We start from the raw sequence: 20,400 nt of genomic DNA on the forward strand, positions 1-20,400 counted from the left end.
GACGGCCTCCCTCGACGTCGTGATGGACAGCATCGAGACCGGCAACGCCGACCGTGACGGCCACCTCAAGAGCGCGGACTTCTTCAAGACGGACGAGTTCCCGGCCATGACCTTCCGCTCCACCGGCGTGGAGGCTCTGGGCGGCGACGACTACCGGATCACCGGCGACCTGACGATCCTCGGCACCACCCGTCCGCTCGCCATCGACCTCGAGTTCAACGGCGCCGCGAAGGACCCCTTCGGCAACGAGCGCGTCGGCTTCGAGGGCAAGGCGGAGATCCTGCGCTCCGAGTGGGGCCTGACCTGGAACGCCGCACTGGAGACCGGCGGCGTCCTGGTCTCCGACAAGATCAAGCTGAACTTCGACATCTCGGCCATCAGGAACGCGTGAGCCCCGTGGGGCCGGCCCGGTGAATCATCGCCGGGCCGGTCTGGCCGGTTCCTGCCCCTTGTGCAAAGACTGTCGCCGTTCTCATAATCCAGCAGCAATATTTTGACCAGTCCATGCCAGCACATGGACGTTCTTTTTGCCCTGCTGCTGTCATGTACTCGTCAATCTGATGCTTCGGTTGCACCTCCCCAGTCAACCCCCCACGGAAGGCATCACGTTGAAGAGACTCCTCACGGCCCTCAAGAGATGCGCGGTCCTCGGCGCCGCCGCGCTCGCGATCGCCAGTCTCCAGCCCGTCTCCGCCGCACAGGCCGCCCCGTCGCCCGTCGTCGGCGGGACCCGGGCCGCGCAGGGCGAGTTCCCGTTCATGGTCCGGCTCTCCATGGGCTGCGGCGGCGCGCTCTACACCCAGCAGATCGTGCTCACGGCCGCGCACTGCGTGGGCAGCTCCGGCAACAACACGAGCATCACCGCCACCGCGGGGGTCGTCGACCTGCAGTCCACCAGCGGCCGGGTCCAGGTCCGCTCCACCAAGGTGCTGCGCGCCCCCGGATACAACGGCACCGGCAAGGACTGGGCGCTCATCAAGCTCGCCCAGCCCATCAATCTGCCGACCCTGAAGATCGCCACCACGACGCAGTACAACACCGGTGACTTCACCGTCGCCGGCTGGGGCGCGAACCGGGAGGGCGGTTCCCAGCAGCGCTACCTCCTCAAGGCGACCGTGCCGTTCGTCAGCGACGCCGCGTGCAAGGCCTACGGCGGCCTCTACAGCGGCCTCGTCGCGAACGAGGAGATCTGCGCCGGCTTCGACGCGGGCGGTGTCGACACCTGCCAGGGCGACTCCGGCGGCCCGATGTTCCGCAAGGACAACGCCGGCAACTTCATCCAGGTCGGCATCGTGAGCTGGGGCGAGGGCTGCGCCCGGCCCGAGGCTCCCGGCGTCTACACGGAGGTCTCCACCTTCGCCTCCGCCATCGCTTCGGCGGCGTCGACCCTCTGACACGCCTTCAGGGCCCGGCTCCGAGGGAGCCGGGCCCGCTGCGCGCGGCGGCCTCCGCCGTATGGACTCACCCTGCCTCCGGCTCCCGTGACTCCAGCTTCGCCACCGCCGCCGCCACCTGCGCGGCCTGGCTCCGCGCCGTCCTGGCCCGCAGCACGCCGAGCATCGCCAGGTACCGGTCCGTCCGCCCGAGGGCCTCGAACGCCGCGGCGGCCCGGGGGTTCCGCTCCAGCGCCACCGCCAGGTCCTCGGGGACCTCGGCCTCCTTCTGTGACGCGTACGCCGCCTCCCACCGGCCGTCGGCCCGAGCTGCCGCCACCTCCGCGAGCCCGCCGGGCCGCATCCGTCCGGCGGCGGTCAGCTCCTCGACCCGCCGGACGTTGACCAGGGACCACAGACTGCCCGGACGCCGCGGCGTGATCCGCTGGAGGTAGTACGCCTCGTCAACCCCCTTGCGCTGGCCGGTGATCCACCCGTGGCACAGGGCCAGGTCGTTGACGTCGGCGGCACTGACGGAGGGGATGCCCGAGCCCTTCTTCGCGATCCTGACCCAGAGGCCGGAATGGGGCGCCGGGTGCGCGGAAAGCCAGGAGTCCAGTTCGGCCGTGGTCGCGAAGGAGACAGGGCCGGTGCCCTCGGAGCTGGTCATGGCACCACCGTAGGGAGGAAGTAGGACCCTGGCTGTCCGCTACGCGAGCAGTGCGCGGGCCTGTTCGCGGGCCTGGGCGATGGCGTCGGGAAAGACGCCCAGGCCATGGGCGACCAGGGCACCCTCGTGCAGCAGCATGAGCGTCCGGGCCGTCGCATCCGCCGCCTCCGGCGCGATCTCCGCGGCGAGGCGTGTGAACAGGTCGAGCATCCACCGCTTCTGCCCGGTGATGATCGGGTGGGCCGGATGGGCGGGGTCGCCGATCTCCGCGTGGGCGTTGACCATGCTGCACCCCCTGGGGCTGAACTCCTCCGCCCAGGCGCGCGAGGCGTCGAACACCGTCAGGACGCGCACGCGCGGGTCCGGGCCCGCCGCGTCGAGGCGCTCGGCGAGGAAGGCCCGCCAGCGCTCGTCGCGCTCCGCGAGGTACTCCACGACGATCTGCTCCTTGGAGCCGAACCGGTCGTAGAGCGTCTTCTTCGTGACCCCGGCCTCGGCGGCGATGAGGTCGACGCCGACGGCGTGGATGCCGCGCTCGTAGAACAGCCGGGCGGCGGCCGTCAGGGCGCGGCGGGCAGCGGGCGTCATCGTGATCCGGCGTGGGGTCGGTGCGGTGGTGCCCATGGCACCGACTATACCGATCTGTATAGTGAGGGGGGAACGGGTAAACCGATCTGTCTACTGGTTGTGATGTCGTGAACATCCTCCTCTCCCTCGCCTTCGTCCTGTGCTGGAGTTCCGGTTTCATCGGCGCCAAGCTCGGCGCCGGCAGCGCGTCCGCGCCCACGATCCTGATGTGGCGCTTCCTGCCCCTGGCCGTCGTCCTCGTCGCCGTCGCCGTCGTGATGCGGGCGGCCTGGCGGGGCCTCACCGCCCGGGACCTGGCCCGGCAGGCCGTGGTCGGCGTGCTGTCGCAGAGCGGCTATCTGCTCAGCGTCTACCAGGCCATCCAGCTCGGCGTCTCCAGCGGCACGACGGCCCTGATCGACGGGGTTCAGCCCCTGGTCGCCGGGGCCCTCGCAGGGCCCCTGCTGGGGCAGTACGTCTCGGGCCGGCAGTGGATCGGTCTGGGCCTGGGGCTGAGCGGCGTCGCCGTGGTCACCCTGGCCGACGCGGCGGCGGGCGGCGATGTGGCGTGGTGGGCGTACGCGGTGCCGCTGCTCGGCATGCTGTCGCTGGTCGCGGCGACGTTCCTGGAGGGCCGGTCCTCCTCGCGGGTCGCCCCGTCGGTGTCGCTGACCGTGCACTGCGCCACCAGCGCGGTCCTCTTCTCCGCCCTGGCCCTCGGCACCGGGACCGCCGCACCGCCCGCCTCGGGGGACTTCTGGGTGGCGGTCGCCTGGCTCGTGGGACTCTCCACGTTCGGCGGCTACGGGCTGTACTGGCTCATCCTGAAGCGTTCCGGCGTCACCAAGGTCAACACACTGATGTTCCTGATGGCCCCGGTCACCGCGGTCTGGGGCGCGCTGATGTTCGGGGAGCCGTTCGGCGTGCAGACCGCTGTCGGGCTCAGTGTCTGCCTCGCGGCGGTCGTGATCGTCCATCGCGGGGGCGGCCGGAGGGACACGACCCTGACCGCGGCCCGGGCGGAGCCGGGGGAAAACCGGTGGACCCGGTCCCCCGGCCCCGCCTAGCCTGCCGTCCATGTCCGGCCCCGAGGCGTCCAGAGTGCGGCCACCGGCTCTCCGGTGGCTGTTCGTGACGCCGGTGCCGGGCCGCTGAGGCCGCCCGCTCCGCTCCGCTGCCGGTTTGCCGTCCGACTGTCGTGTCCGACGTCGATCTCCGGTGCGGAGCTCTTTCATGCCATTCGCTCTTCTTCTGCTGGGCCTTGCCGTGTTCGCGCAAGGCACGTCCGAGTTCATGCTGTCCGGGCTGGTGCCGGACATCGCGCGGGACGTGGGGGTGTCCGTCCCCGCGGCGGGTGCGCTGACCTCGGCCTTCGCGGCCGGGATGGTGGTGGGGGCGCCCCTCGTGGCGGGACTCGCGCGGCGCTGGCCGCGGCGGGGCGCCCTGCTGGCGTTCCTCGTCGTCTTCCTCGCCGTCCATGTCGTCGGTGCGCTCACCGGCAGCTTCGCCGTCCTGCTCGTCGCCCGGGTGGTGGGGGCGCTCGCCAACGCCGGATTCCTGGCCGTCGCCCTGGTCGCCGCCGTGGGCATGGTCCCGCCCGATGCGAAGGGGCGGGCCACCTCCACGCTGCTGGGCGGGGTGACGCTGGCGTGTGTGGCCGGGGTCCCGGCCGGGGCCGTCCTCGGCGAACTGTGGGGCTGGCGCGCCGCGTTCTGGGCCGTGGCGCTGGTGTCGCTGCCCGCGCTGGTCGCGGTGGCGTGGTCCGTGCCGGGCGGGACGGCCGAGGGTGTGCCGCCCGCGCTGCGCGGTGAACTGCGGTCGCTGCACAGCCCCCGGCTGCTCGTCACCCTGCTGCTGGGCACCCTGGTGAACGGCGCGACGTTCTGCACCTTCACCTATCTCGCGCCGCTGGTCACCGAGGTCACGGGGCTGGGCAGCGCCTGGGTCCCCGGAGTCCTGGCCCTGTTCGGGGCCGGGGCGTTCCTGGGGGTGACCGCCGCGGGGCGCTTCGCCGACCGGCGTCCCGTGCCGGTCCTCGTCGGCGGAGGCCTGGCGCTGGGCGCGGGCTGGTGCGCCCTCGCCCTCGGGGCCGGGCACCCGGCCCCGGCGCTCGCGATCGTCTGCGTGCAGGGCGCCCTGTCCTTCGGCGTCGGCTCCACGCTGATCGCCCGGGCGCTGTACGCGGCGCAGGGCGCGCCCACCCTGGCCGGTGGTTTCGCGACGGCGGCGTTCAACGTGGGCGCGGCGCTGGGCCCGTGGGCCGGAGGTGCGGTGATCGGCGCGGGGTTCGGGTACCGGGCGCCGGTGTGGGTCAGCGCGGGTCTGGTGGCGCTGGCGTTCGTGGTCGCCGGGGTGGCCGCCCGGAACCGGGAGCGGGCCGTGGGACAGGAGACGCTACGGGCCTGAGCTCATGCGGCACGGGCGCGCCGGGCGCGGCTCGGCGCGCCCTCGCCACCTCGCCACGGGAACCCCGCCCCCGGCGCCGGCGCGACGACCTGGCTCGGTTGTTCTCCGACATGGGGCCCGGAGCGAGGAGCCCGGCCGGCACGGCGCGCAGTGCGCTCGTGCCAGAGCCCGGCCGGGCCCCGGACCGCTCAGAACCCGCCTCCGAAGTCACCGCCCCCGCCGAAGTCACCGCCTCCGAAGCCACCCCCGAAGTCGCCGGTGTCGAAGTCCGCGCCGGAGACGTCGCCGCCCTCGTAGCCGCCGAAGTCGCCGTAGCCGGAGCCGTAGTCGGCCGCGTAGGCGGGGGCGGCCATCATGCTGCCGAGCACGGTGCCGACGAGGAGGCCGGGCAGGAGGCCGCCGCCGAAGTAGCCGCCGGCCCAGGGGCCGTACGCGGGGCCGGCCTCCCAGTAGGGGCGGCGGCCGTGGTCGGTGTCGACCTCGCGGACCGCCGGGTCGCGGCCCTCGGCCAGACGCCTGTCGTCTGCCGCGCAGACCGGGACCTCGCGGGCTGCGCCGCCAGGGGGCGTCCAGGTGGCGTCGGCGACGGAGGGGCCGTGGCGCGGGTCGAAGAAGCAGGGCGGGCGGCGCTCCGGCAGGGCCCCGCCCTCTCGGCGGGCCGCGAGCCGGGCCAGGGAGAACCGGCCGTCCTCCACGGCCTGCGTGACGGCCCGGACGTCCTCCGGTTTCGTCGCGGCCGCCATCAGGGACTTGGCCTGTTCGTAGGAGTCCAGGGCGCGCTCGTAGTCGGCGCGCATCGCGTCGTCGGCGCCGGGCTCCCCGGGATGGAAGTCGAGCCGGTCGAGTTCCTCGCCGAACGCGGTGATGTCCTCGTCGACGACCACCCGCAGCTTCTCCAGCGCGGCCCGCTGCTCCTCCTCGTGGCGGCGCCGGTTGCGGCGGACCACGGCGTAGGCGCCCGCGCCGCCTGCCGCGGCCAGGGCGCCGATCGTGATCAGGCCGCCGACCGGCACGTCGGTGCCCGACCCGTCGCTCCAGCTGCTCGGCGCCGAACCGCCCACGTTGCGCAGGGCGTCGTCGACGAAGTCGTTCAGCTGGGCCTTGGTGTCACCCGCGTCCTGCACCGCCGTGACCAGGTTGGACACCGCCTGCCGGCTCATCACGGAGCTGTCGGCCCGGGCGTCGAACCGGTCGCCGAGGTGGATGCCGTACAGGCCCGTCACGCCGGTCTCGGTGCGGAGGTTCCGGAAGAGGTCCTGCGTGGGGTAGCCGGCCGGGAGGACGGCCACGAAGACGGGCTTGTCCGCGTCCTTGATCTTGTCGGCGAGCGCCTCGGCGTCCGACGCCGCCAGCTGCCCGGAGGCGGCCGGATCGACGTAGACGGGGTTCTCGCGCAGTTCCTGGGCGACCTCGGAGAGGTCGGTGGCCGCGTGCGCACCCGGCGCACCGGCCAGCAGCACCGCCAGTACGGCGGCGACCGGCACGATCAGCAGACGTACGACGGTACGCACCAGTGCGGCCTTCATATGTTCGAAGCTACCCGAAACCACCCAGAAAGGGTTATCCGTCGAGGCAGGGATTTGTGGCCGGGGCTGGGCCTAGGATGCCTCTGGCCATCCAGGAAGGGCGGTAACAGGAGCATGCTCGGACGACGCAGGGCTGCGGACATGACGGTGTCCGAACTGACCGAGCTGGACCGGTCGCGTACGCGCGCCGACCTGCTGTGGGAGCTGTTCCGGCATGCCGAGGCGGAGGTGACGTCGGCGATCGGCTGGTATCTGGCCCGCCGCCGGGGGCCGTCGCTGTGGTCGCGTTCGCTGCGTGCGCTCGCCACGCTGCTGGGCATAATCGGCACGATCACGCCGCTGGTGCACGCGGCCTCGCCCACGACCGTGCAGCCCGAGTGGGGGTTCGTGTTCCTGGCCGGCGGGGCGGGCTGTGTGCTCTTCGACCGGATCTTCGGGTTCTCGGCGTCCTGGACCCGCTACATCCGCGCGGAGATGGCGCTGCAGCAGATCCTCAAGAAGGCGCAGTCCGACTGGGCGCAGGCGTTCCTGAGGACCACCGACTCCCCCAGCGACAAGGAGCAGGCCGCCCTGCTCGGGGTGATCGAGCGGCTGCGGACCGACGCGCAGCGGATCATCGAGGACGAGGGCGCGGCGTGGGTCGGCTATCTGGCCGACGGTGTCGAGGAGCTGACCCGCTCCACCAGCACCGCCACCGCCCAGCGCTCCCACACGGCCGGCCTCTTCCGCCTCGACCGGACCCCGGGCCGCGACCGCGGCGGCGAGGTCCCGGGGCCGCGGTCCCGGGACACGGCGATGTGAGACGCGCCCCGGGCACCGGCCGGGGCTACTCCGCCGGAGCGACCCCAGCGCGCAGCAGCCCGTAGGTGTACGCGTCCTCCAGGGCCTGCCAGCTCGCGGCGATGACGTTCTCGGCGACGCCGACCGTCGACCACTCGCCCGCGCCGTCGGACGTGGAGATCAGCACGCGGGTCGTGGAGCTGGTGCCGTGCTTGCCCTCCAGGATGCGCACCTTGTAGTCCACCAGCTCCAGCTTGGCGAGCTGCGGGTAGATCTTCTCCAGGCCCACGCGCAGGGACCGGTCGAGGGCGTTGACCGGGCCGTTGCCCTCCGCGGTGGCGACGATGCGCTCGCCCTTGGCCCACAGCTTGACCGTGGCCTCGTTGGCGTGGGAGCCGTCGGGCCGGTCCTCGACGATGGCCCGCCAGGACTCGACCTCGAAGTAGCGCAGCGGCCTGCCCTGGACCTCGGCGCGCAGCAGGAGTTCGAAGCTCGCGTCGGCGGCCTCGTACGTGTAGCCCTCGAGCTCTCGCTCCTTCACCCGCTCGACCACCCGGCCGACCAGCTCGCGGTCGCCGCCGAGGTCGACGCCGAGCTCCTTGCCCTTGAGCTCGATGGACGCCCGTCCGGCCATGTCGGAGACCAGCATCCGCATGGTGTTGCCGACCTGCTCGGGGTCGATGTGCTGGTACAGGTCCGGGTCGACCTTGATCGCCGAGGCGTGCAGTCCGGCCTTGTGGGCGAAGGCGGAGAGGCCGACGTAGGGCTGGTGCGTGGAGGGGGTGAGGTTGACGACCTCCGCGATGGCGTGCGAGATGCGGGTCATCTCACGCAGACGGCCCTCGGGCAGGACCTTCTTGCCGTACTTCAGTTCCAGGGCCGCCACGACCGGGAAGAGGTTGGCGTTGCCGACACGCTCGCCGTAGCCGTTGGCCGTGCACTGCACGTGCGTGGCGCCGGCGTCGACGGCTGCCAGGGTGTTGGCGACCGCGCAGCCGGTGTCGTCCTGGGCGTGGATGCCGAGCCGGGCGCCGGTGTCGGCGAGGACCGTGGAGACGACGGCCTGGATCTGGGCCGGGAGCATGCCGCCGTTGGTGTCGCAGAGCACGACGACGTCCGCGCCGGCCTCCGAGGCCGTACGGACGACCGCCTTGGCGTACTCGGGGTTGGCGCGGTAGCCGTCGAAGAAGTGCTCGCAGTCGATGAAGACCCGGCGGCCCTGCTCCTTGAGGAAGGACACGGTGTCGCGGACCATCGCCAGGTTCTCGTCCAGCGTGGTGCGCAGCGCGAGTTCGACATGGCGGTCGTGCGACTTGGCGACGAGCGTGATCACCGGTGCGCCGGACTCCAGGAGCGCCCTGACCTGAGGGTCCTGGTCGGCGGTGGTGCCGGCGCGGCGGGTGGAGCCGAACGCGACGAGCTGGGCGTGCCGGAAGTCGATCTCCTGCTGGGCGCGGGCGAAGAACTCGGTGTCCCGGGGGTTGGCGCCCGGCCAGCCGCCCTCGATGAAGCCCACGCCGAAGTCGTCCAGGTGCCGTGCGATGGCCAGCTTGTCGGCGACGGTGAGGTTGATGCCCTCCCGCTGGGCGCCGTCGCGCAGGGTGGTGTCGAAGACGTGGAAGGAATCGTCGAGCTCGCTGGTTTCGGTCATGGTCTCAAGGCTCCTGAGGATGGGATCTCGGTCGTACCGGAATGACCGGCTCCACCGCCCTCACATACTCCCTCGCGCTCTCGCCTTCCGGCTGTGGGTGGGCCAGAAATGCGAAAAACCCCTCGCGGGTGCGAGAGGTCTGCGCGCGGGTCGAGGACGACGGTGTCCACCCGTACCTGGTCGTACGTGGTGGTCACTGCGGACCGGCGCGCCTGCTGCCAATAATCATGGCGAACGAGAGCACGGGGGAAGTCTGGCACACCCTCGCGCTCCACTCACCGCCGTCTCAGGATGCGGTCGGTCACCTCAGGTGACGGACGTGGCTGTGCGAGGTGTCGCCGGGGACGAGGTCGGGTGAGGAGCTGCCGAAGGCGAGGGTGCGGCCGTCGCGGTCGATCACCGGGCCGCACACACTCTGGCCGTTCGGGCCACCCTGCGCGTCCGGGCCGGCGAGGGTGGCGCGCCCGGTGCGCGGGTCGCGGACGGAGGCACGGGTCGTGCGGTTCGTGTCGCCCGGGTCGGCCGAGGCGAAGGCCAGGCAACGGTTGTCGGCGCTGAGCTGCGGATACGCGGTGAAGGCGGCCGGGTCGGCGGCGTCGATCCGGCGCAGCTCGGCCGACTTCAGGTCGCGCACGGAGTACAACCCGGGCGGGCGTTCAGCCGTCCGCGAGGAGGCTGTCGGTGAGGAACTCGCCGACGTGCCGGAGGATCTGCGCCCGGTCGGTGCCGCGCAGGCCGATCGCCACGTGGATGGCGAACCCGTCCAGCAGGGCCCGCAGACGGGCGGCGAACCGGTCCGGGTCGACGCGGCGGAACTCGCCCCGCGAGATGCCCTCGGCGAGCAGGGCGACCAGGTCGCGGTGCCAGGCGCCCTCGATGGCGGCCTGCCGGTCGCGGGCGTCCTCATCGGCGTTCTGTGAGCGGTTCCAGACCTCCAGCCACAGCGTCCAGTGCGGGTCGCGGTGGCCGTCGGGGACGTACAGGTCGACGTAGGCGTCGAGGCGTTCGCGGGCGGGCGCGGTCCGGGTCAGCAGCCGCCCCCGCTCGACCCCGAGCCGGCCCTCGCTCCACTCCAGGGTGCGCAGCAGCAACTCGTCCTTGGAGCCGAAGTAGTAGAGCAGGTGGCCGCTGCTCATCCCGACCTCGCGGCCGAGAGCGGCCATGGTGAGCTTCTCCAGGCCGCGCTCGGCGATCATGTCCATGGCGGCGGCGAGAACGTCCTCGCGGGGCGGGGCCTGCCTTCGCCCACCGGCCATGTGCACTCCTAGGTCCTCGGCTGCTGCTGCGTGATGCAGTGGATGCCGCCACCGCCCGCGAAGATCGTACGGGCGTCCACCAGGGTCACGGTCCGTTCGGGGAACAGGCGGCGGAAGATGCCGGCCGCGATCTCGTCGCGCGGGTCGTCGAAGCCGCAGAGCACCACGCCGCCGTTGCAGAGGTAGTGGTTGATGTAGGAGTAGTCGGCCCAGTGGCCGTCGGCCTCCAGGACGGTCGGGGCGTGGACCTCCACGACCTCCAGTCGCCGTCCGCGCGCGTCGGTCCGGGAGCTCAGCAGGCCGATGACCTCCTTGGTGATCTCGTGGTCGGGGTGGGCGGGGTCCGGCTGGGAGTGGGCCACGACGACGCCCGGGCGGGCGAAGGCCGCCACGATGTCGACGTGGCCCAGGGTGCCGAAGCCGTGGGGAGGGTAGTCGCCGGTCAGGCCGCGCGGCAGCCAGATCGCCTTGCGGGTGCCGAGCTGGGCGTGGATCTCGGCCTCGACCTGCTCGCGGGACCAGCCCGGGTTGCGCTCCGGGCCGAGCTGGACGGTCTCGGTCAGCAGGACGGTGCCCTCACCGTCGACATGGATCGCCCCGCCCTCGTTGACGAGCTCCGAGGCGTACGTCCGTGCCCCGGCGAGGCCGGCGACGTGCGCGGCGATCTTCGCATCGTGCTCCCAGCGGGCCCACTCCTGGGCGCCCCAGCCGTTGAACGTCCAGTCGACGGCGGCCAGTCGGCCTTTCCCGTCGGTCAGGAAGGTCGGGCCGATGTCGCGCATCCAGGCGTCGTCGAGGTCCCGCTCGACCGTGTCGACGCCCTCGCCCAGCAGCGCACGCGCCTCGCCCGACTGCCCCGGCCCGCACACCACGGTCACCGGCTCGAAGCGGCGCACGGCCCGGGCCACCGCTGCCCAGGCGACCCGGGCGGCGGCCAGCTCCCCGGGGTCGTCGAAGGTCTGGTTCGGGCCCGGCCAGGCCATCCAGGTCCGCTCGTGCGGAACCCATTCGGCGGGCATGCGGAAGCCGTCGGCGGCTGCGGACATCGTTGATCCTCAGAGGAAGTAGAGGCGGTTGAGGGAGACGGACTCGGCGGGTTCGGAGCGCAGCGGCTCGCCGTCGAGGGTCACGAGGCCGGTGCGCTGGTCGACGTCGACGGCCCCGGTACGGGAGTTGAGGCGCAGGTCGGCCGGGCCGATGCCACGGGTGCCGCGCACGGCGACCCTGCGGCGCCGGGTCGGCATGGTGTCGTTCCCCTGGTCGAGCGCGGCCCGTGCGACGAAGGCCACCGAGATGTCGGCCGGCGTCGCCCCGTACGCGCCGAACTGCGGTCCGAGGACGAGGGGTTCGCAGGTGTCGGTCGCCGCGTTGGGGTCGCCGACCACGCCGTACGCGGGGAAGCCGGCCTTCAGCACGAGCTGTGGCTTGGCACCGAAGTACTCGGGCCGCCACAGCACGATGTCGGCGAGCTTGCCCGTCTCGATGGACCCGACCTCGTGCGAAAGCCCGTGGGCGAGGGCGGGGTTGACGGTCAGCTTGGCCATGTAGCGCAGGACGCGCTCGTTGTCGTGGCCGTCGTCCGGAGCGCCGAACTCGGCCTTCATCTTCCCGGCCATGGCGAAGGTACGGCGGACGGTCTCGCCCGCGCGCCCCATGCCCTGCGCGTCCGACGAGGTGATGCCGATCGCGCCCAGGTCGTGCAGGACGTCCTCGGCGCCCATGGTGCCGGACCGGATGCGGTCCCGGGCCATGGCGGCGTCGCCGGGCAGGTCGGTCTTGAGGTCGTGGACCGAGACGATCATGCCGTAGTGCTCGGCGACGGCGTCCCGGCCGAAGGGCAGGGTCGGGTTGGTGGAGGAGCCGATGACGTTCGGCACGCCCGCCATCTTCAGGACGTTGGGGACGTGCCCGCCGCCGCAGCCCTCGATGTGGAAGGCGTGGATGGTCCGGCCCTCCAGCACGCGCAGGGTGTCCTCCACCGACAGGCACTCGTTCAGCCCGTCGCTGTGCAGGGCGACCTGGACGTCGTGCTCCTCGGCGACCCGCAGGGCGGTGTCCAGCGCCCTGGTGTGGGCGCCCATGTCCTCGTGCACCTTGAAGCCGGAGGCGCCGCCCTCGGCGAGGGCCTCGATCAGAGGCGCCTCGTGGGAGGAGGAACCCCGGCCCAGGAAGCCGATGTTGACCGGCCAGGCGTCGAACGCGTCGAACGCGTGCCGCAGTGCCCAGGGCGAGTTGACGCCGACGCCCCACACCGGGCCGAACTCCTGCCCGATGACCGTGGTCACACCGGAGGCGAGCGAGGCCTCCATGATGCGGGGCGACAGCAGGTGCACGTGGGTGTCGACGGCCCCGGCGGTGGCGATGAGGCCCTCGCCGGAGACGATCGAGGTGCCCGTGCCGACGACGACGTCGACCCCGTCGAGGGTGTCGGGGTTGCCGGCCCGCCCGATCGAGCAGATCCGGCCCTCGCGGATGCCGATGGACACCTTCCGGATGCCCTGCACGGCGTCGATCACCACGACGTTGCTGACCACGACGTCACAGGTCTCCCGGACCGCGGCGGCCTTGAGGTGCAGCCCGTCGCGGGCGGTCTTGCCGAACCCGGCGAGGAACTCGTCGCCGTACAGCTGGGAGTCGGACTCGACCCGGACGACGAGGCCCGAGTCGCCGAGACGGATGCGGTCACCGGCGCGGGGCCCGTGGGTGGCGGCGTACTCGTACGGGGTGAGGCGGCGGGCCTCGGCGGGGTGCCCTCCTGGGCGGCTCATCGCTCGACCTCCTGATCAGCTGTTTCCGGTACGCCGAGATAGCCGCAGGCGGCGGCCCGCCGCAGCGCCTCCTCCTTCGCGCCCGGCGCGTCCAGCGGCCCGTCGACGAGCCCGGCGAACCCGATCGCGATCCGCTCGCCGCCGATCGGCACCAGCCCGACCTCGGCGCTCTCCCCCGGCCCGAACCGCACGGACGACCCCGCGGGCACGGCGAGCCGCATGCCGTAGGCCCGGCCGCGGTCGAAGTCGAGGCGGGGGTTGGCCTCGAAGAAGTGGAAGTGGGAGGTCACCGAGACGGGCACGGTCGCGGTGTTGGTGACCGCGAGCCGCTCGGCCGGCTCCGGCTCGGGCTGCTCCGGCCCGGGCAGCAGCGCGCCCGGGGCGTGCGGCCCCGAGCCGCCGCCGATGGGGGCGGAGACGACCGCGAGCCGGGAGCCGTCGTCGAAGACGGCCTCGACGTGCACCTCGGTGACCACGTCGGCGACGCCGGGCAGCACGTCGTCGGGCCCCAGGACGGACCGGGCCACCTCGACGGCCTCCGCGAGCCGCCTGCCGTCCCGGGCTGCCTCGCACACCGTGTCGGCGATGAGCGCGGTCGCCTCGGGGACGTTGAGCCTCAGTCCCCTGGCCCGGCGGGCGCGGGCGAGTTCGGCGGCGCCGAAGAGCAGCAGCCGGTCGCGTTCGGTCGGGGTCAGCCGCATGTCACTCCCTCCATTTAGAGCAACACTCTAAACATAAATTCCCCGCCCTCGGAAGGTTGACGGCGAGGCAACGCACCCAGCAGATTGAACGTCGATCTAACCGAGGGAGACCAGCATGCCGATCGAACAGCGCGGAGTCGACACCATCCCCGAGGAGGAACGCACCAGCGGGCCGCGGGATCTCGTCTCGATCCTGCTCGGCTCCAACCTCTGCCTGGGCGTGATCGTCTTCGGCTGGCTGCCGCCGTCCTTCGGCCTGGACTGGTGGTCGTCGGTCAGCGCGGTGCTCGCGGGCACGGTGGTGGGCGTGCTGTTCACGGCCCCGCTGGCACTGGTCTCGCTGCGCACCGGAACCAACCTGTCGACCTCCTCCGGTGCCCAGTTCGGGGTCCGCGGGCGACTGGTCGGCTCGGTGGTCGGGCTGCTGCTGGCCCTCGGCTACACCGCGCTGACCGTGTGGATCGGCGGGGACGTGATGGTGAGCGTGCTGGGCCGGCTGGCCGGACTGCCGCAGGGCGGGATGTCGTACGGCGTGGTCTACGGGCTGCTCGCCGCGGCCACCGTCGCGGGCGCCGTCCACGGCTACCGGGTCCTGCTGGCGATGTCACGGGTGCTGGCGTTCGGCATGACGGCCCTGCTGGCGCTCGGCGTGATCGCCTACGCCCCCGGTTTCACCGCCGCCGCGCTGCCGGAGGCCGGCGGCTATCTCCTGGGCGGCTTCTGGCCCACCTGGCTGCTCGCGGCCGTGGCCGCCGGACTGTCCGGGCCGGTCGCGTTCATCACGCTGCTCGGCGACTACACCCGCTACATCTCCCCGGCCCGCCACTCCTCCCGCCGGGTGCTGCACGCGACCTGGCTCGGGCTGCTGCTGGGCCTGCTGGTGCCGCAGCTGTTCGGCACGTTCACGGCGTACGCGGCCGGGGCGGCCCTCGACTACGCCGGCCCGCTGGTCGATGTGGCCCCGTCCTGGTACCTCGTCCCGCTGCTCCTCGCCGCCTCGGCCGGCTCGGTCGGCAACGCGGGGCTGATGCTGTACTCGATGGGCCTCGACCTGGACGCGATCCTGCCGCGCGCCTCGCGGGCCCGGGCGACCTACGTGGTGGCGGCCGTCGCCACGGCCTGTGTCTTCGCCGGGCACTACTACTCGACCGCGCAGGACGCGATGACGTCCTTCGTGCTCCTCCTGACCGCCATCGGCACACCCTGGGCGGTCATCACCCTCATCGGCTTCGCCCGCTGCGGCGGGCTCTACGACGCGGACGCCCTCCAGGTCTTCAACCGCCGCGCCCGGGGCGGTCTGTACTGGTACCGCGCCGGCTGGAACGTCCCGGCGACCCTCTCCTGGGCGGCCGGGGCGACGGTGGGCGTCCTGGCGGTGTCCCTGCCGTCGTACGAGGGCCCGCTGCTGTCCCTGACGGGCGGGGTGGACTGCAGCTTCCTGCTGTCGGGGGTGGTGGGAGGGGTGGCGTATCTGGTGTCGGCCCCGGGGCCCGTTTCGACGGAACCCGGGGTCGAGGCCCCTGCACCGGCTTCTCTGTCCGACTGACGGGTGGCGCGGGTGGGCATAGGCCGGGGGTCCGGGGGCGGAGCCCCCGGGGCCGGTCAGCCCAGGCGGTGCATCCAACCGTGCGCATCCGAGGCCGTACCCCGCTGAATGTCGAGCAGCGCCTGGCGCAGCCGCAGCGTGACCTCGCCCGGCTCTCCCCCGCTCTGCTTCCACTCCGCCCCGGCCCTCTTCACCGTACCGACCGGAGTGATCACCGCGGCCGTACCGCAGGCGAAGACCTCGGTCAGCGACCCGTTCTCCGAGTCCCGCTGCCACTGGTCGACCGAGACCCGGCCCTCCTCGGCCTCGTACCCGAGGTCACGGGCGACGGCGAGCAGGGAGTCCCGGGTGACACCCTCCAGGATCGACCCGGTGAGGGACGGCGTGACGATCTTGTCGCCGTACACGAAGTACAGGTTCATGCCGCCCAGCTCCTCGACCCACGTGTGCTCCACGGCGTCGAGGTAGCAGACCTGGTCGCAGCCCTTCGTCGCGGCCTCGGCCTGCGCGAGCAGGGACGCCGCGTAGTTGCCGCCCGTCTTCGCATCGCCCATACCGCCGGGGACGGCACGGACGCGGTCCTCGGAGACCCAGATGGACACCGGCTTCACACCACCGGGGAAGTACGCCCCGGCCGGGGAGGCGATCACCAGGAACAGGTACTCGTTGGCCGGCTTCACACCCAGCCCGACCTCGGTGGCGATCATGAACGGCCGCAGGTAGAGGGACTCCTCGCCGCCGTGCGCCGGCACCCACGCCTTGTCCTGCTGCACCAGGACGTCGCACGCCTCGATGAACGTCTCGACCGGCAGCTCCGGCATGGCCAGCCGGCGGGCGGAACGCTGGAACCGCTCGGCGTTCTTCTCGGGGCGGAAGGTGGCGACGGACCCGTTCGGCTGCCGGTAGGCCTTCAGCCCCTCGAAGATCTCCTGCGCGTAGTGCAGGACCGTGGTGGCGGGGTCCAGGGAGATCGGCGCGTACGGCACGAGCTGACCGTCGTGCCACCCGCGGCCTTCCGTCCACTTGATCGTCACCATGTGGTCGGTGAAGTGGCGGCCGAACCCGGGGTTGGCCAGGATCGCCTCGCGTTCCGCGGCGGAGAGCGGGTGGGCGGAGGGCTTGAGCTCGATCGTGGGCGTCGTCATGGATTGATGTCCTTCACCGGTTGTAGTGACGGGCCGCGCTCGGTACTGCTCTGATGGTGACCAGTGCTAGGACGTCCGAGCATTCCCTCATTGCGCGGCCTCGCGTTCGATTATCGCCCGGGAGCGGCGGCGGAAGGAACGGGGTGAATGCGGCCCGGTGGTCGATGGTGACACCCGGCGGGAACATGCGGAAGCCGCCGGGTGCGGTCGCGACCCGGCGGCTTGCGGTGTGCAGCGGCGGGTCAGCCGGCTACGCGTACGGCGAGTGCGTCGCCGATCTCCGAGGTGGAGCGGGCGGGCTTGCCGGTGTGCTCCGACAGGTCGGCGGCGACCGCCTCGTCGATGCGGGCGGCCTCGGCCTCGTAGCCGAGGTGGCGCAGGAGCAGGGCGACCGACAGCACGGTGGCGGTCGGGTCGGCCTTGCCCTGGCCGGCGATGTCCGGGGCCGAGCCGTGCACGGGCTCGAACATGGACGGGAAGTCGCCGGAGGGGTTGATGTTGCCGGAGGCCGCGACGCCGATGCCGCCGGAGACGGCCGCGGCGAGGTCGGTGACGATGTCGCCGAAGAGGTTGTCCGTGACGATCACGTCGAAGCGCTCGGGCTGCGTGACGAGGTAGATCGTCGCCGCGTCCACGTGCATGTACTCGGTGGTGACCTCGGGGAACTCCTCGGCCACCTTGTTGAAGATGTTGGTCCACAGGTGACCGGCGAAGGTCAGCACGTTGTTCTTGTGGATCAGCGCGAGCTTCTTGCGGGGGCGGGCCTGGGCACGGGCGAAGGCGTCCCGGACCACGCGCTCGACACCGAAGGCGGTGTTCACGGAGACCTCCGTGGCGACCTCGTGCTCGGTGCCCTTGCGGATGGTGCCGCCGTTGCCGGTGTAGGGGCCCTCGGTGCCCTCGCGGACCACGACGAAGTCGATCTGCGGCTCGCCCGCGAGCGGGGTGGCGACACCCGGCAGGAGCTTGGAGGGACGCAGGTTGACGTGGTGGTCGAAGGCGAAGCGGAGCTTGAGCAGGAAGCCGCGCTCCAGGACGCCGGAGGGCACGGTCGGGTCGCCGATCGCGCCGAGCAGGATGGCGTCGTGCCGCTTCAGGGCGTCGAGGTCGGCGTCGGTGAGGGTCTCACCGGTGGCGTGGTAGCGCCGGGCGCCGAAGTCGTACTCCTCGGTCTCCAGCTTCACATCCTGCGGAAGGACGGCGGAGAGGACCTTCAGGCCTTCGGCCACGACCTCCTGGCCGATGCCGTCACCGGGGATCACTGCGAGATTGATGCTGCGAGACATGCGGGCACCCTACTCCTCGTCCCATGGGATGACACACGGTGTCCGAGATGCGGACACTCCGGGAGCACCCACTCGGGGGACGGCACGCGTCCGTCGCGTGCCGTTCACCCATATGTGGTGCGGTCGTCGGCCTTTGCTGGGAAGTTCTCCGGACATGGAGATCCCCCACTTCGGCATCCCGCCCGAGCTCGCGCGCCGGATGAGCATGGCGGAGCAGCACGAGTACCTGCGGACGCGGCTGTCGCGGCGGCGCACCCTGGTGACCGCGGGCGCGGTGGCGAGCGGGCTGCTGACCGGCTGCGGCGCCGGCTCCGGCTCCCGTTCCGGTCAGGGCGGCGCCACGGCGACCGGGAGCCCGTCGCCCGCCACGTCGAAGGCCCCCGGCTCCTTGATCACCCCCTTCGGGCGCCATCTGGCCTTCGGCGCCGATCCGAAGACGCAGATGCGGATCTCCTGGCAGGTGCCGCTCGCGGTGAAGAAGCCGTACGTCCGGGTCGGCCTGCGCCCCGACGACCTCGGCCGCAGGATCGAGGCGGAGTTGCGCGACCTGCACACCCCGGAGCTGAAGGGCGTACGGGCGGCGGTCGAGCAGTACTACCTGCACGCGGCGCTGGACGGGCTGCGCCCGGGCACGACGTACTACTACGGCGTCGGCCACGAGGGCTTCGATCCGGCCTCCCCACGGCACCGGTCGACCGTCACGTCCTTCCGCACGGCTCCGGCGAGCCCGCCCGAGCGTTTCGTGTTCACCGCGTTCGGCGACCAGGGCGTCGGTGACGAGGCGGCCCTCAACGACCGTACGCTGCTGCGGCGCGAGCCCGCCTTCCATCTGCACGCCGGCGACATCTGCTACGCCGATCCCACCGGCCAGGGCAAGGAGTCGGACGTCTTCGACGCGAGCCAGTGGGACCGGTTCCTGAAGCAGACCGAGCCGGTGGCCCGGTCGGTGCCGTGGATGGTGACGACCGGCAACCACGACATGGAGGCCTGGTACTCACCGGACGGCTACGGCGGCCAGCTCGCCCGGTTCTCCCTGCCGGACAGCGGCTTCGACGCGCGTACCGCACCGGGCGTGTACGCCTTCACCTACGGCAACGTCGGCGTGGTCGCGCTGGACGCGAACGACGTCTCGTACGAGATCCCCGCCAACTTCGGCTACACGGAGGGGAGGCAGACGAAGTGGCTGGACGCCAAGCTCGGCGAGCTGAGGTCCTCGAAGGACGTCGACTTCGTCGTCGTCTTCTTCCACCACTGCGCGTACTCGACGTCCACGCACGCCTCCGACGGCGGGGTGCGGGCCGAGTGGCTGCCACTGTTCGCCCGGCACGAGGTGGACCTGGTGATCAACGGGCACAACCACGTCTACGAACGCACGGACGCGATCCGGGGCGGTGAGGTGGGCAGGCCGGTGCCGGTCGGCGGGACGACGGATCCTCGGCGGGACGGGATCGTGTACGTCACCGCGGGCGGCGGCGGCAAGGAGCTGTACGGCTTCCCCGGCGGCGTGAAGGAGAGCTACGAGGGGAACACCGCCGACCACGAGCCGGTCGCCACGTTCCGGTGGACCAAGTCCCGGGACACCAAGGCGGAGTCGGCGCAGTGGTCACGGGTGCGCTACCGCGGTTTCTCGTTCCTCTCGGTGGAGGCGGAGAGCGGCACCAGGCCGAGGCTGAAGGTGTCGGCGCTGGCGTCGAGCGGTGAGCGGATCGACCACTTCGAGGTGCGGCGCGGGGCGTGAGGCCCCGCACCGCGCCTCGGCGGGCGGCTCCCGGTCCTGCGGGTGTTGCTACGGCTCAGTGGCCGCTGGATCCGCCGTTGTCCCTGCGGTCGAGGGCGCGCTGGAGCGCGGCGGCGGCGTTCTTCCGGTCGGACTCGGTGGTACGGGAAACGTGACGGACTCGGCGGCGGACGGTCGTCTCGGCCATGGGAAATCGACTCCTTCGACAGCACGGAGTGCAAGGGAGGGTTATCGAGACGCCGGATGGGGCGGGGAGCGGTGCCGCAGGGATTGCCTGCACGGGGCCCGGCTCACGACCGCCATTCGCTTGGTCGAGCGAGACGTTCGGCTCCTACAAAGCTAAGGGAGCGCGGAGCGTCTGTCTCCACAATTACTCGGACTTCCTACTATCTGAGACGGTGGAGTGGGTCACACCGCGCTGACCTGCGGTGATCTCTAGAGCACATCACCGTCGCGCCAGTCGAAGAGCAGCTCGTACGCGGTGTCGAGCGGACCGGCGAGGGCAGGCCGCACGTACGTGCTGTCCTCTTCCTCCGGCAGACGGACGATGCCGTCGAGCGGGCTGAGGGCATGCACCTGGCCGTCCCAGAGCCGCCAGCCCCGGGATGTGTAGAGGCGGGCGCCCTCGTCGCTCGCGGACAGGGCGCCGAGGTCGTAGGCGCGGTCGACGACGCGTTCCAGTTCCGCCATGACCAGCCCGCCGAGGCCGGTGCGGCGCGCGTCGGCGCGGACGGCGACGTTCTCGACGTACCCGGTGCGCAGCCACCGGCCGCGGTGCCGCACCCGGCGCATCACGACCGCGCCGTGCGCGACGAGCCCCGAGCCGTCATGCACGAGGACGTGCATACCGCCGAGACCGTGGTCCCAGTCCTCGTCGCCGAAGTCGCCGTCGAAGGCGGCGTCCAGGAGGGCCCGTACGGCGCGGAGTTCGGCGGGGGCGAGGTCGGCGGTGTGGGCGGTGCGGGTTCGGGTGGTCATCGCACCAGT

The 20,400-nt window shown here is 72.1% G+C and carries 20 protein-coding genes; 7 read left to right on the forward strand and 13 right to left on the reverse strand.

Features of this window, described 5'->3' with window-relative positions; genetic code table 11:
* Positions 1 to 391 (forward strand): YceI family protein (locus tag ABT116_RS18995; RefSeq protein ID WP_351634774.1); only part of this gene is annotated, 391 nt, incomplete at its 5' end.
* Positions 392 to 608: 217 nt separating this feature from the next.
* Positions 609 to 1,394: a S1 family peptidase gene (locus ABT116_RS19000; protein ID WP_351634777.1), complete on the forward strand. Its 786-nt coding sequence runs from the start codon at positions 609 to 611 to the stop codon at positions 1,392 to 1,394.
* Positions 1,395 to 1,461: 67 nt separating this feature from the next.
* Here ABT116_RS19000 and ABT116_RS19005 read toward each other — a convergent pair whose 3' ends face one another.
* Both ABT116_RS19005 and ABT116_RS19010 read right to left on the reverse strand, forming a co-directional pair.
* Positions 1,462 to 2,043 (reverse strand): YdeI/OmpD-associated family protein, encoded by a 582-nt coding sequence (locus ABT116_RS19005; RefSeq protein WP_351634780.1) that lies wholly within the window; start codon positions 2,041 to 2,043, stop codon positions 1,462 to 1,464.
* 39 nt (positions 2,044 to 2,082) lie between these two features.
* Entirely contained in the window at positions 2,083 to 2,667 is a 585-nt protein-coding gene (locus ABT116_RS19010; protein WP_351634784.1) for a TetR/AcrR family transcriptional regulator, read from the reverse strand.
* 71 nt (positions 2,668 to 2,738) lie between these two features.
* Here ABT116_RS19010 and ABT116_RS19015 point away from each other — a divergent pair, with 71 nt between their 5' ends.
* Entirely contained in the window at positions 2,739 to 3,677 is a 939-nt protein-coding gene (locus ABT116_RS19015) for a DMT family transporter (protein ID WP_351634787.1), read from the forward strand.
* Positions 3,678 to 3,843: 166 nt separating this feature from the next.
* Complete coding sequence (locus ABT116_RS19020; protein ID WP_351634790.1) at positions 3,844 to 5,016, forward strand: Cmx/CmrA family chloramphenicol efflux MFS transporter; 1,173 nt, start codon at positions 3,844 to 3,846, stop codon at positions 5,014 to 5,016.
* Positions 5,017 to 5,204: 188 nt separating this feature from the next.
* Here the strand turns inward: ABT116_RS19020 and ABT116_RS19025 are convergent, their stop codons facing one another.
* Positions 5,205 to 6,542 carry a hypothetical protein gene (locus ABT116_RS19025; protein WP_351634793.1) on the reverse strand — a complete coding sequence of 446 codons (1,338 nt, stop codon included), beginning with the start codon at positions 6,540 to 6,542 and terminating at the stop codon, positions 5,205 to 5,207.
* A 141-nt stretch (positions 6,543 to 6,683) separates the two neighbouring features.
* Between ABT116_RS19025 and ABT116_RS19030 the strand changes: the two genes are divergently transcribed.
* Positions 6,684 to 7,343 carry an SLATT domain-containing protein gene (locus ABT116_RS19030; protein ID WP_351634797.1) on the forward strand — a complete coding sequence of 220 codons (660 nt, stop codon included), beginning with the start codon at positions 6,684 to 6,686 and terminating at the stop codon, positions 7,341 to 7,343.
* 25 nt (positions 7,344 to 7,368) lie between these two features.
* On the opposite strand, the gene cimA is transcribed toward ABT116_RS19030, so the two are convergent.
* From cimA to ureA, 6 genes are all read right to left on the reverse strand, one after another.
* Complete coding sequence (cimA, locus tag ABT116_RS19035) at positions 7,369 to 8,973, reverse strand: citramalate synthase (RefSeq protein ID WP_351634799.1); 1,605 nt, start codon at positions 8,971 to 8,973, stop codon at positions 7,369 to 7,371.
* Between the two features lie 301 nt (positions 8,974 to 9,274).
* Entirely contained in the window at positions 9,275 to 9,607 is a 333-nt protein-coding gene (locus ABT116_RS19040; protein ID WP_351634802.1) for a hypothetical protein, read from the reverse strand.
* Between the two features lie 22 nt (positions 9,608 to 9,629).
* Positions 9,630 to 10,229, reverse strand: a complete 600-nt coding sequence (locus tag ABT116_RS19045; protein ID WP_351634804.1) for a TetR/AcrR family transcriptional regulator — start codon at positions 10,227 to 10,229, stop codon at positions 9,630 to 9,632.
* Positions 10,230 to 10,237: 8 nt separating this feature from the next.
* Positions 10,238 to 11,275, reverse strand: a complete 1,038-nt coding sequence (locus ABT116_RS19050; RefSeq protein ID WP_351634807.1) for an agmatine deiminase family protein — start codon at positions 11,273 to 11,275, stop codon at positions 10,238 to 10,240.
* A 9-nt stretch (positions 11,276 to 11,284) separates the two neighbouring features.
* Positions 11,285 to 12,997 (reverse strand): urease subunit alpha, encoded by a 1,713-nt coding sequence (locus ABT116_RS19055; protein WP_351634810.1) that lies wholly within the window; start codon positions 12,995 to 12,997, stop codon positions 11,285 to 11,287.
* Positions 12,994 to 13,698 carry an urease subunit gamma gene (ureA, locus tag ABT116_RS19060; protein WP_351634813.1) on the reverse strand — a complete coding sequence of 235 codons (705 nt, stop codon included), beginning with the start codon at positions 13,696 to 13,698 and terminating at the stop codon, positions 12,994 to 12,996. The genes ABT116_RS19055 and ureA overlap by 4 nt, the downstream gene beginning before the upstream one ends.
* Positions 13,699 to 13,813: 115 nt before the next feature.
* On the opposite strand from ureA, the gene ABT116_RS19065 reads away from it, so the two are divergent.
* A complete protein-coding gene (locus tag ABT116_RS19065) occupies positions 13,814 to 15,244 on the forward strand; it encodes a cytosine permease (protein ID WP_351634816.1) in 1,431 nt (476 codons plus the stop codon).
* A gap of 56 nt (positions 15,245 to 15,300) precedes the next feature.
* Here ABT116_RS19065 and ABT116_RS19070 read toward each other — a convergent pair whose 3' ends face one another.
* Positions 15,301 to 16,389, reverse strand: coding sequence for a branched-chain amino acid aminotransferase (locus tag ABT116_RS19070; protein WP_351634819.1), 1,089 nt, complete (start codon positions 16,387 to 16,389; stop codon positions 15,301 to 15,303).
* Positions 16,390 to 16,631: 242 nt separating this feature from the next.
* A complete protein-coding gene (locus tag ABT116_RS19075) occupies positions 16,632 to 17,675 on the reverse strand; it encodes a 3-isopropylmalate dehydrogenase (protein ID WP_351634822.1) in 1,044 nt (347 codons plus the stop codon).
* Positions 17,676 to 17,829: 154 nt separating this feature from the next.
* Here ABT116_RS19075 and ABT116_RS19080 point away from each other — a divergent pair, with 154 nt between their 5' ends.
* Positions 17,830 to 19,413 (forward strand): purple acid phosphatase family protein, encoded by a 1,584-nt coding sequence (locus tag ABT116_RS19080; protein ID WP_351634825.1) that lies wholly within the window; start codon positions 17,830 to 17,832, stop codon positions 19,411 to 19,413.
* Between the two features lie 55 nt (positions 19,414 to 19,468).
* On the opposite strand, the gene ABT116_RS19085 is transcribed toward ABT116_RS19080, so the two are convergent.
* Together ABT116_RS19085 and ABT116_RS19090 are read right to left on the reverse strand one after the other, a co-directional pair.
* Complete coding sequence (locus tag ABT116_RS19085; protein WP_104781486.1) at positions 19,469 to 19,600, reverse strand: hypothetical protein; 132 nt, start codon at positions 19,598 to 19,600, stop codon at positions 19,469 to 19,471.
* A 248-nt stretch (positions 19,601 to 19,848) separates the two neighbouring features.
* Complete coding sequence (locus ABT116_RS19090; protein WP_351634829.1) at positions 19,849 to 20,391, reverse strand: GNAT family N-acetyltransferase; 543 nt, start codon at positions 20,389 to 20,391, stop codon at positions 19,849 to 19,851.
* Between the last annotated feature and the right edge of the window lie 9 nt (positions 20,392 to 20,400).

It is taken from the genome of Streptomyces sp. NPDC002130, assembly GCF_040296465.1.
GTDB lineage: Bacteria > Actinomycetota > Actinomycetes > Streptomycetales > Streptomycetaceae > Streptomyces.

What these genes read in the sequence shown, in the direction of transcription:
- ABT116_RS19005 (WP_351634780.1), bottom strand. Translation starts at nt 2,043, where the DNA reads ATGACCAGCTCCGAGGGCACCGGCCCTGTCTCCTTCGCGACCACGGCC.
- ABT116_RS19010 (WP_351634784.1), bottom strand. Translation starts at nt 2,667, where the DNA reads ATGGGCACCACCGCACCGACCCCACGCCGGATCACGATGACGCCCGCT.
- ABT116_RS19020 (WP_351634790.1), top strand. Translation starts at nt 3,844, where the DNA reads ATGCCATTCGCTCTTCTTCTGCTGGGCCTTGCCGTGTTCGCGCAAGGC.
- ABT116_RS19025 (WP_351634793.1), bottom strand. Translation starts at nt 6,542, where the DNA reads ATGAAGGCCGCACTGGTGCGTACCGTCGTACGTCTGCTGATCGTGCCG.
- ABT116_RS19030 (WP_351634797.1), top strand. Translation starts at nt 6,684, where the DNA reads ATGACGGTGTCCGAACTGACCGAGCTGGACCGGTCGCGTACGCGCGCC.
- cimA (WP_351634799.1), bottom strand. Translation starts at nt 8,973, where the DNA reads ATGACCGAAACCAGCGAGCTCGACGATTCCTTCCACGTCTTCGACACC.
- ABT116_RS19045 (WP_351634804.1), bottom strand. Translation starts at nt 10,229, where the DNA reads ATGGCCGGTGGGCGAAGGCAGGCCCCGCCCCGCGAGGACGTTCTCGCC.
- ABT116_RS19050 (WP_351634807.1), bottom strand. Translation starts at nt 11,275, where the DNA reads ATGTCCGCAGCCGCCGACGGCTTCCGCATGCCCGCCGAATGGGTTCCG.
- ABT116_RS19055 (WP_351634810.1), bottom strand. Translation starts at nt 12,997, where the DNA reads ATGAGCCGCCCAGGAGGGCACCCCGCCGAGGCCCGCCGCCTCACCCCG.
- ureA (WP_351634813.1), bottom strand. Translation starts at nt 13,698, where the DNA reads ATGCGGCTGACCCCGACCGAACGCGACCGGCTGCTGCTCTTCGGCGCC.
- ABT116_RS19065 (WP_351634816.1), top strand. Translation starts at nt 13,814, where the DNA reads ATGCCGATCGAACAGCGCGGAGTCGACACCATCCCCGAGGAGGAACGC.
- ABT116_RS19070 (WP_351634819.1), bottom strand. Translation starts at nt 16,389, where the DNA reads ATGACGACGCCCACGATCGAGCTCAAGCCCTCCGCCCACCCGCTCTCC.
- ABT116_RS19075 (WP_351634822.1), bottom strand. Translation starts at nt 17,675, where the DNA reads ATGTCTCGCAGCATCAATCTCGCAGTGATCCCCGGTGACGGCATCGGC.
- ABT116_RS19080 (WP_351634825.1), top strand. Translation starts at nt 17,830, where the DNA reads ATGGAGATCCCCCACTTCGGCATCCCGCCCGAGCTCGCGCGCCGGATG.
- ABT116_RS19085 (WP_104781486.1), bottom strand. Translation starts at nt 19,600, where the DNA reads ATGGCCGAGACGACCGTCCGCCGCCGAGTCCGTCACGTTTCCCGTACC.
- ABT116_RS19090 (WP_351634829.1), bottom strand. Translation starts at nt 20,391, where the DNA reads ATGACCACCCGAACCCGCACCGCCCACACCGCCGACCTCGCCCCCGCC.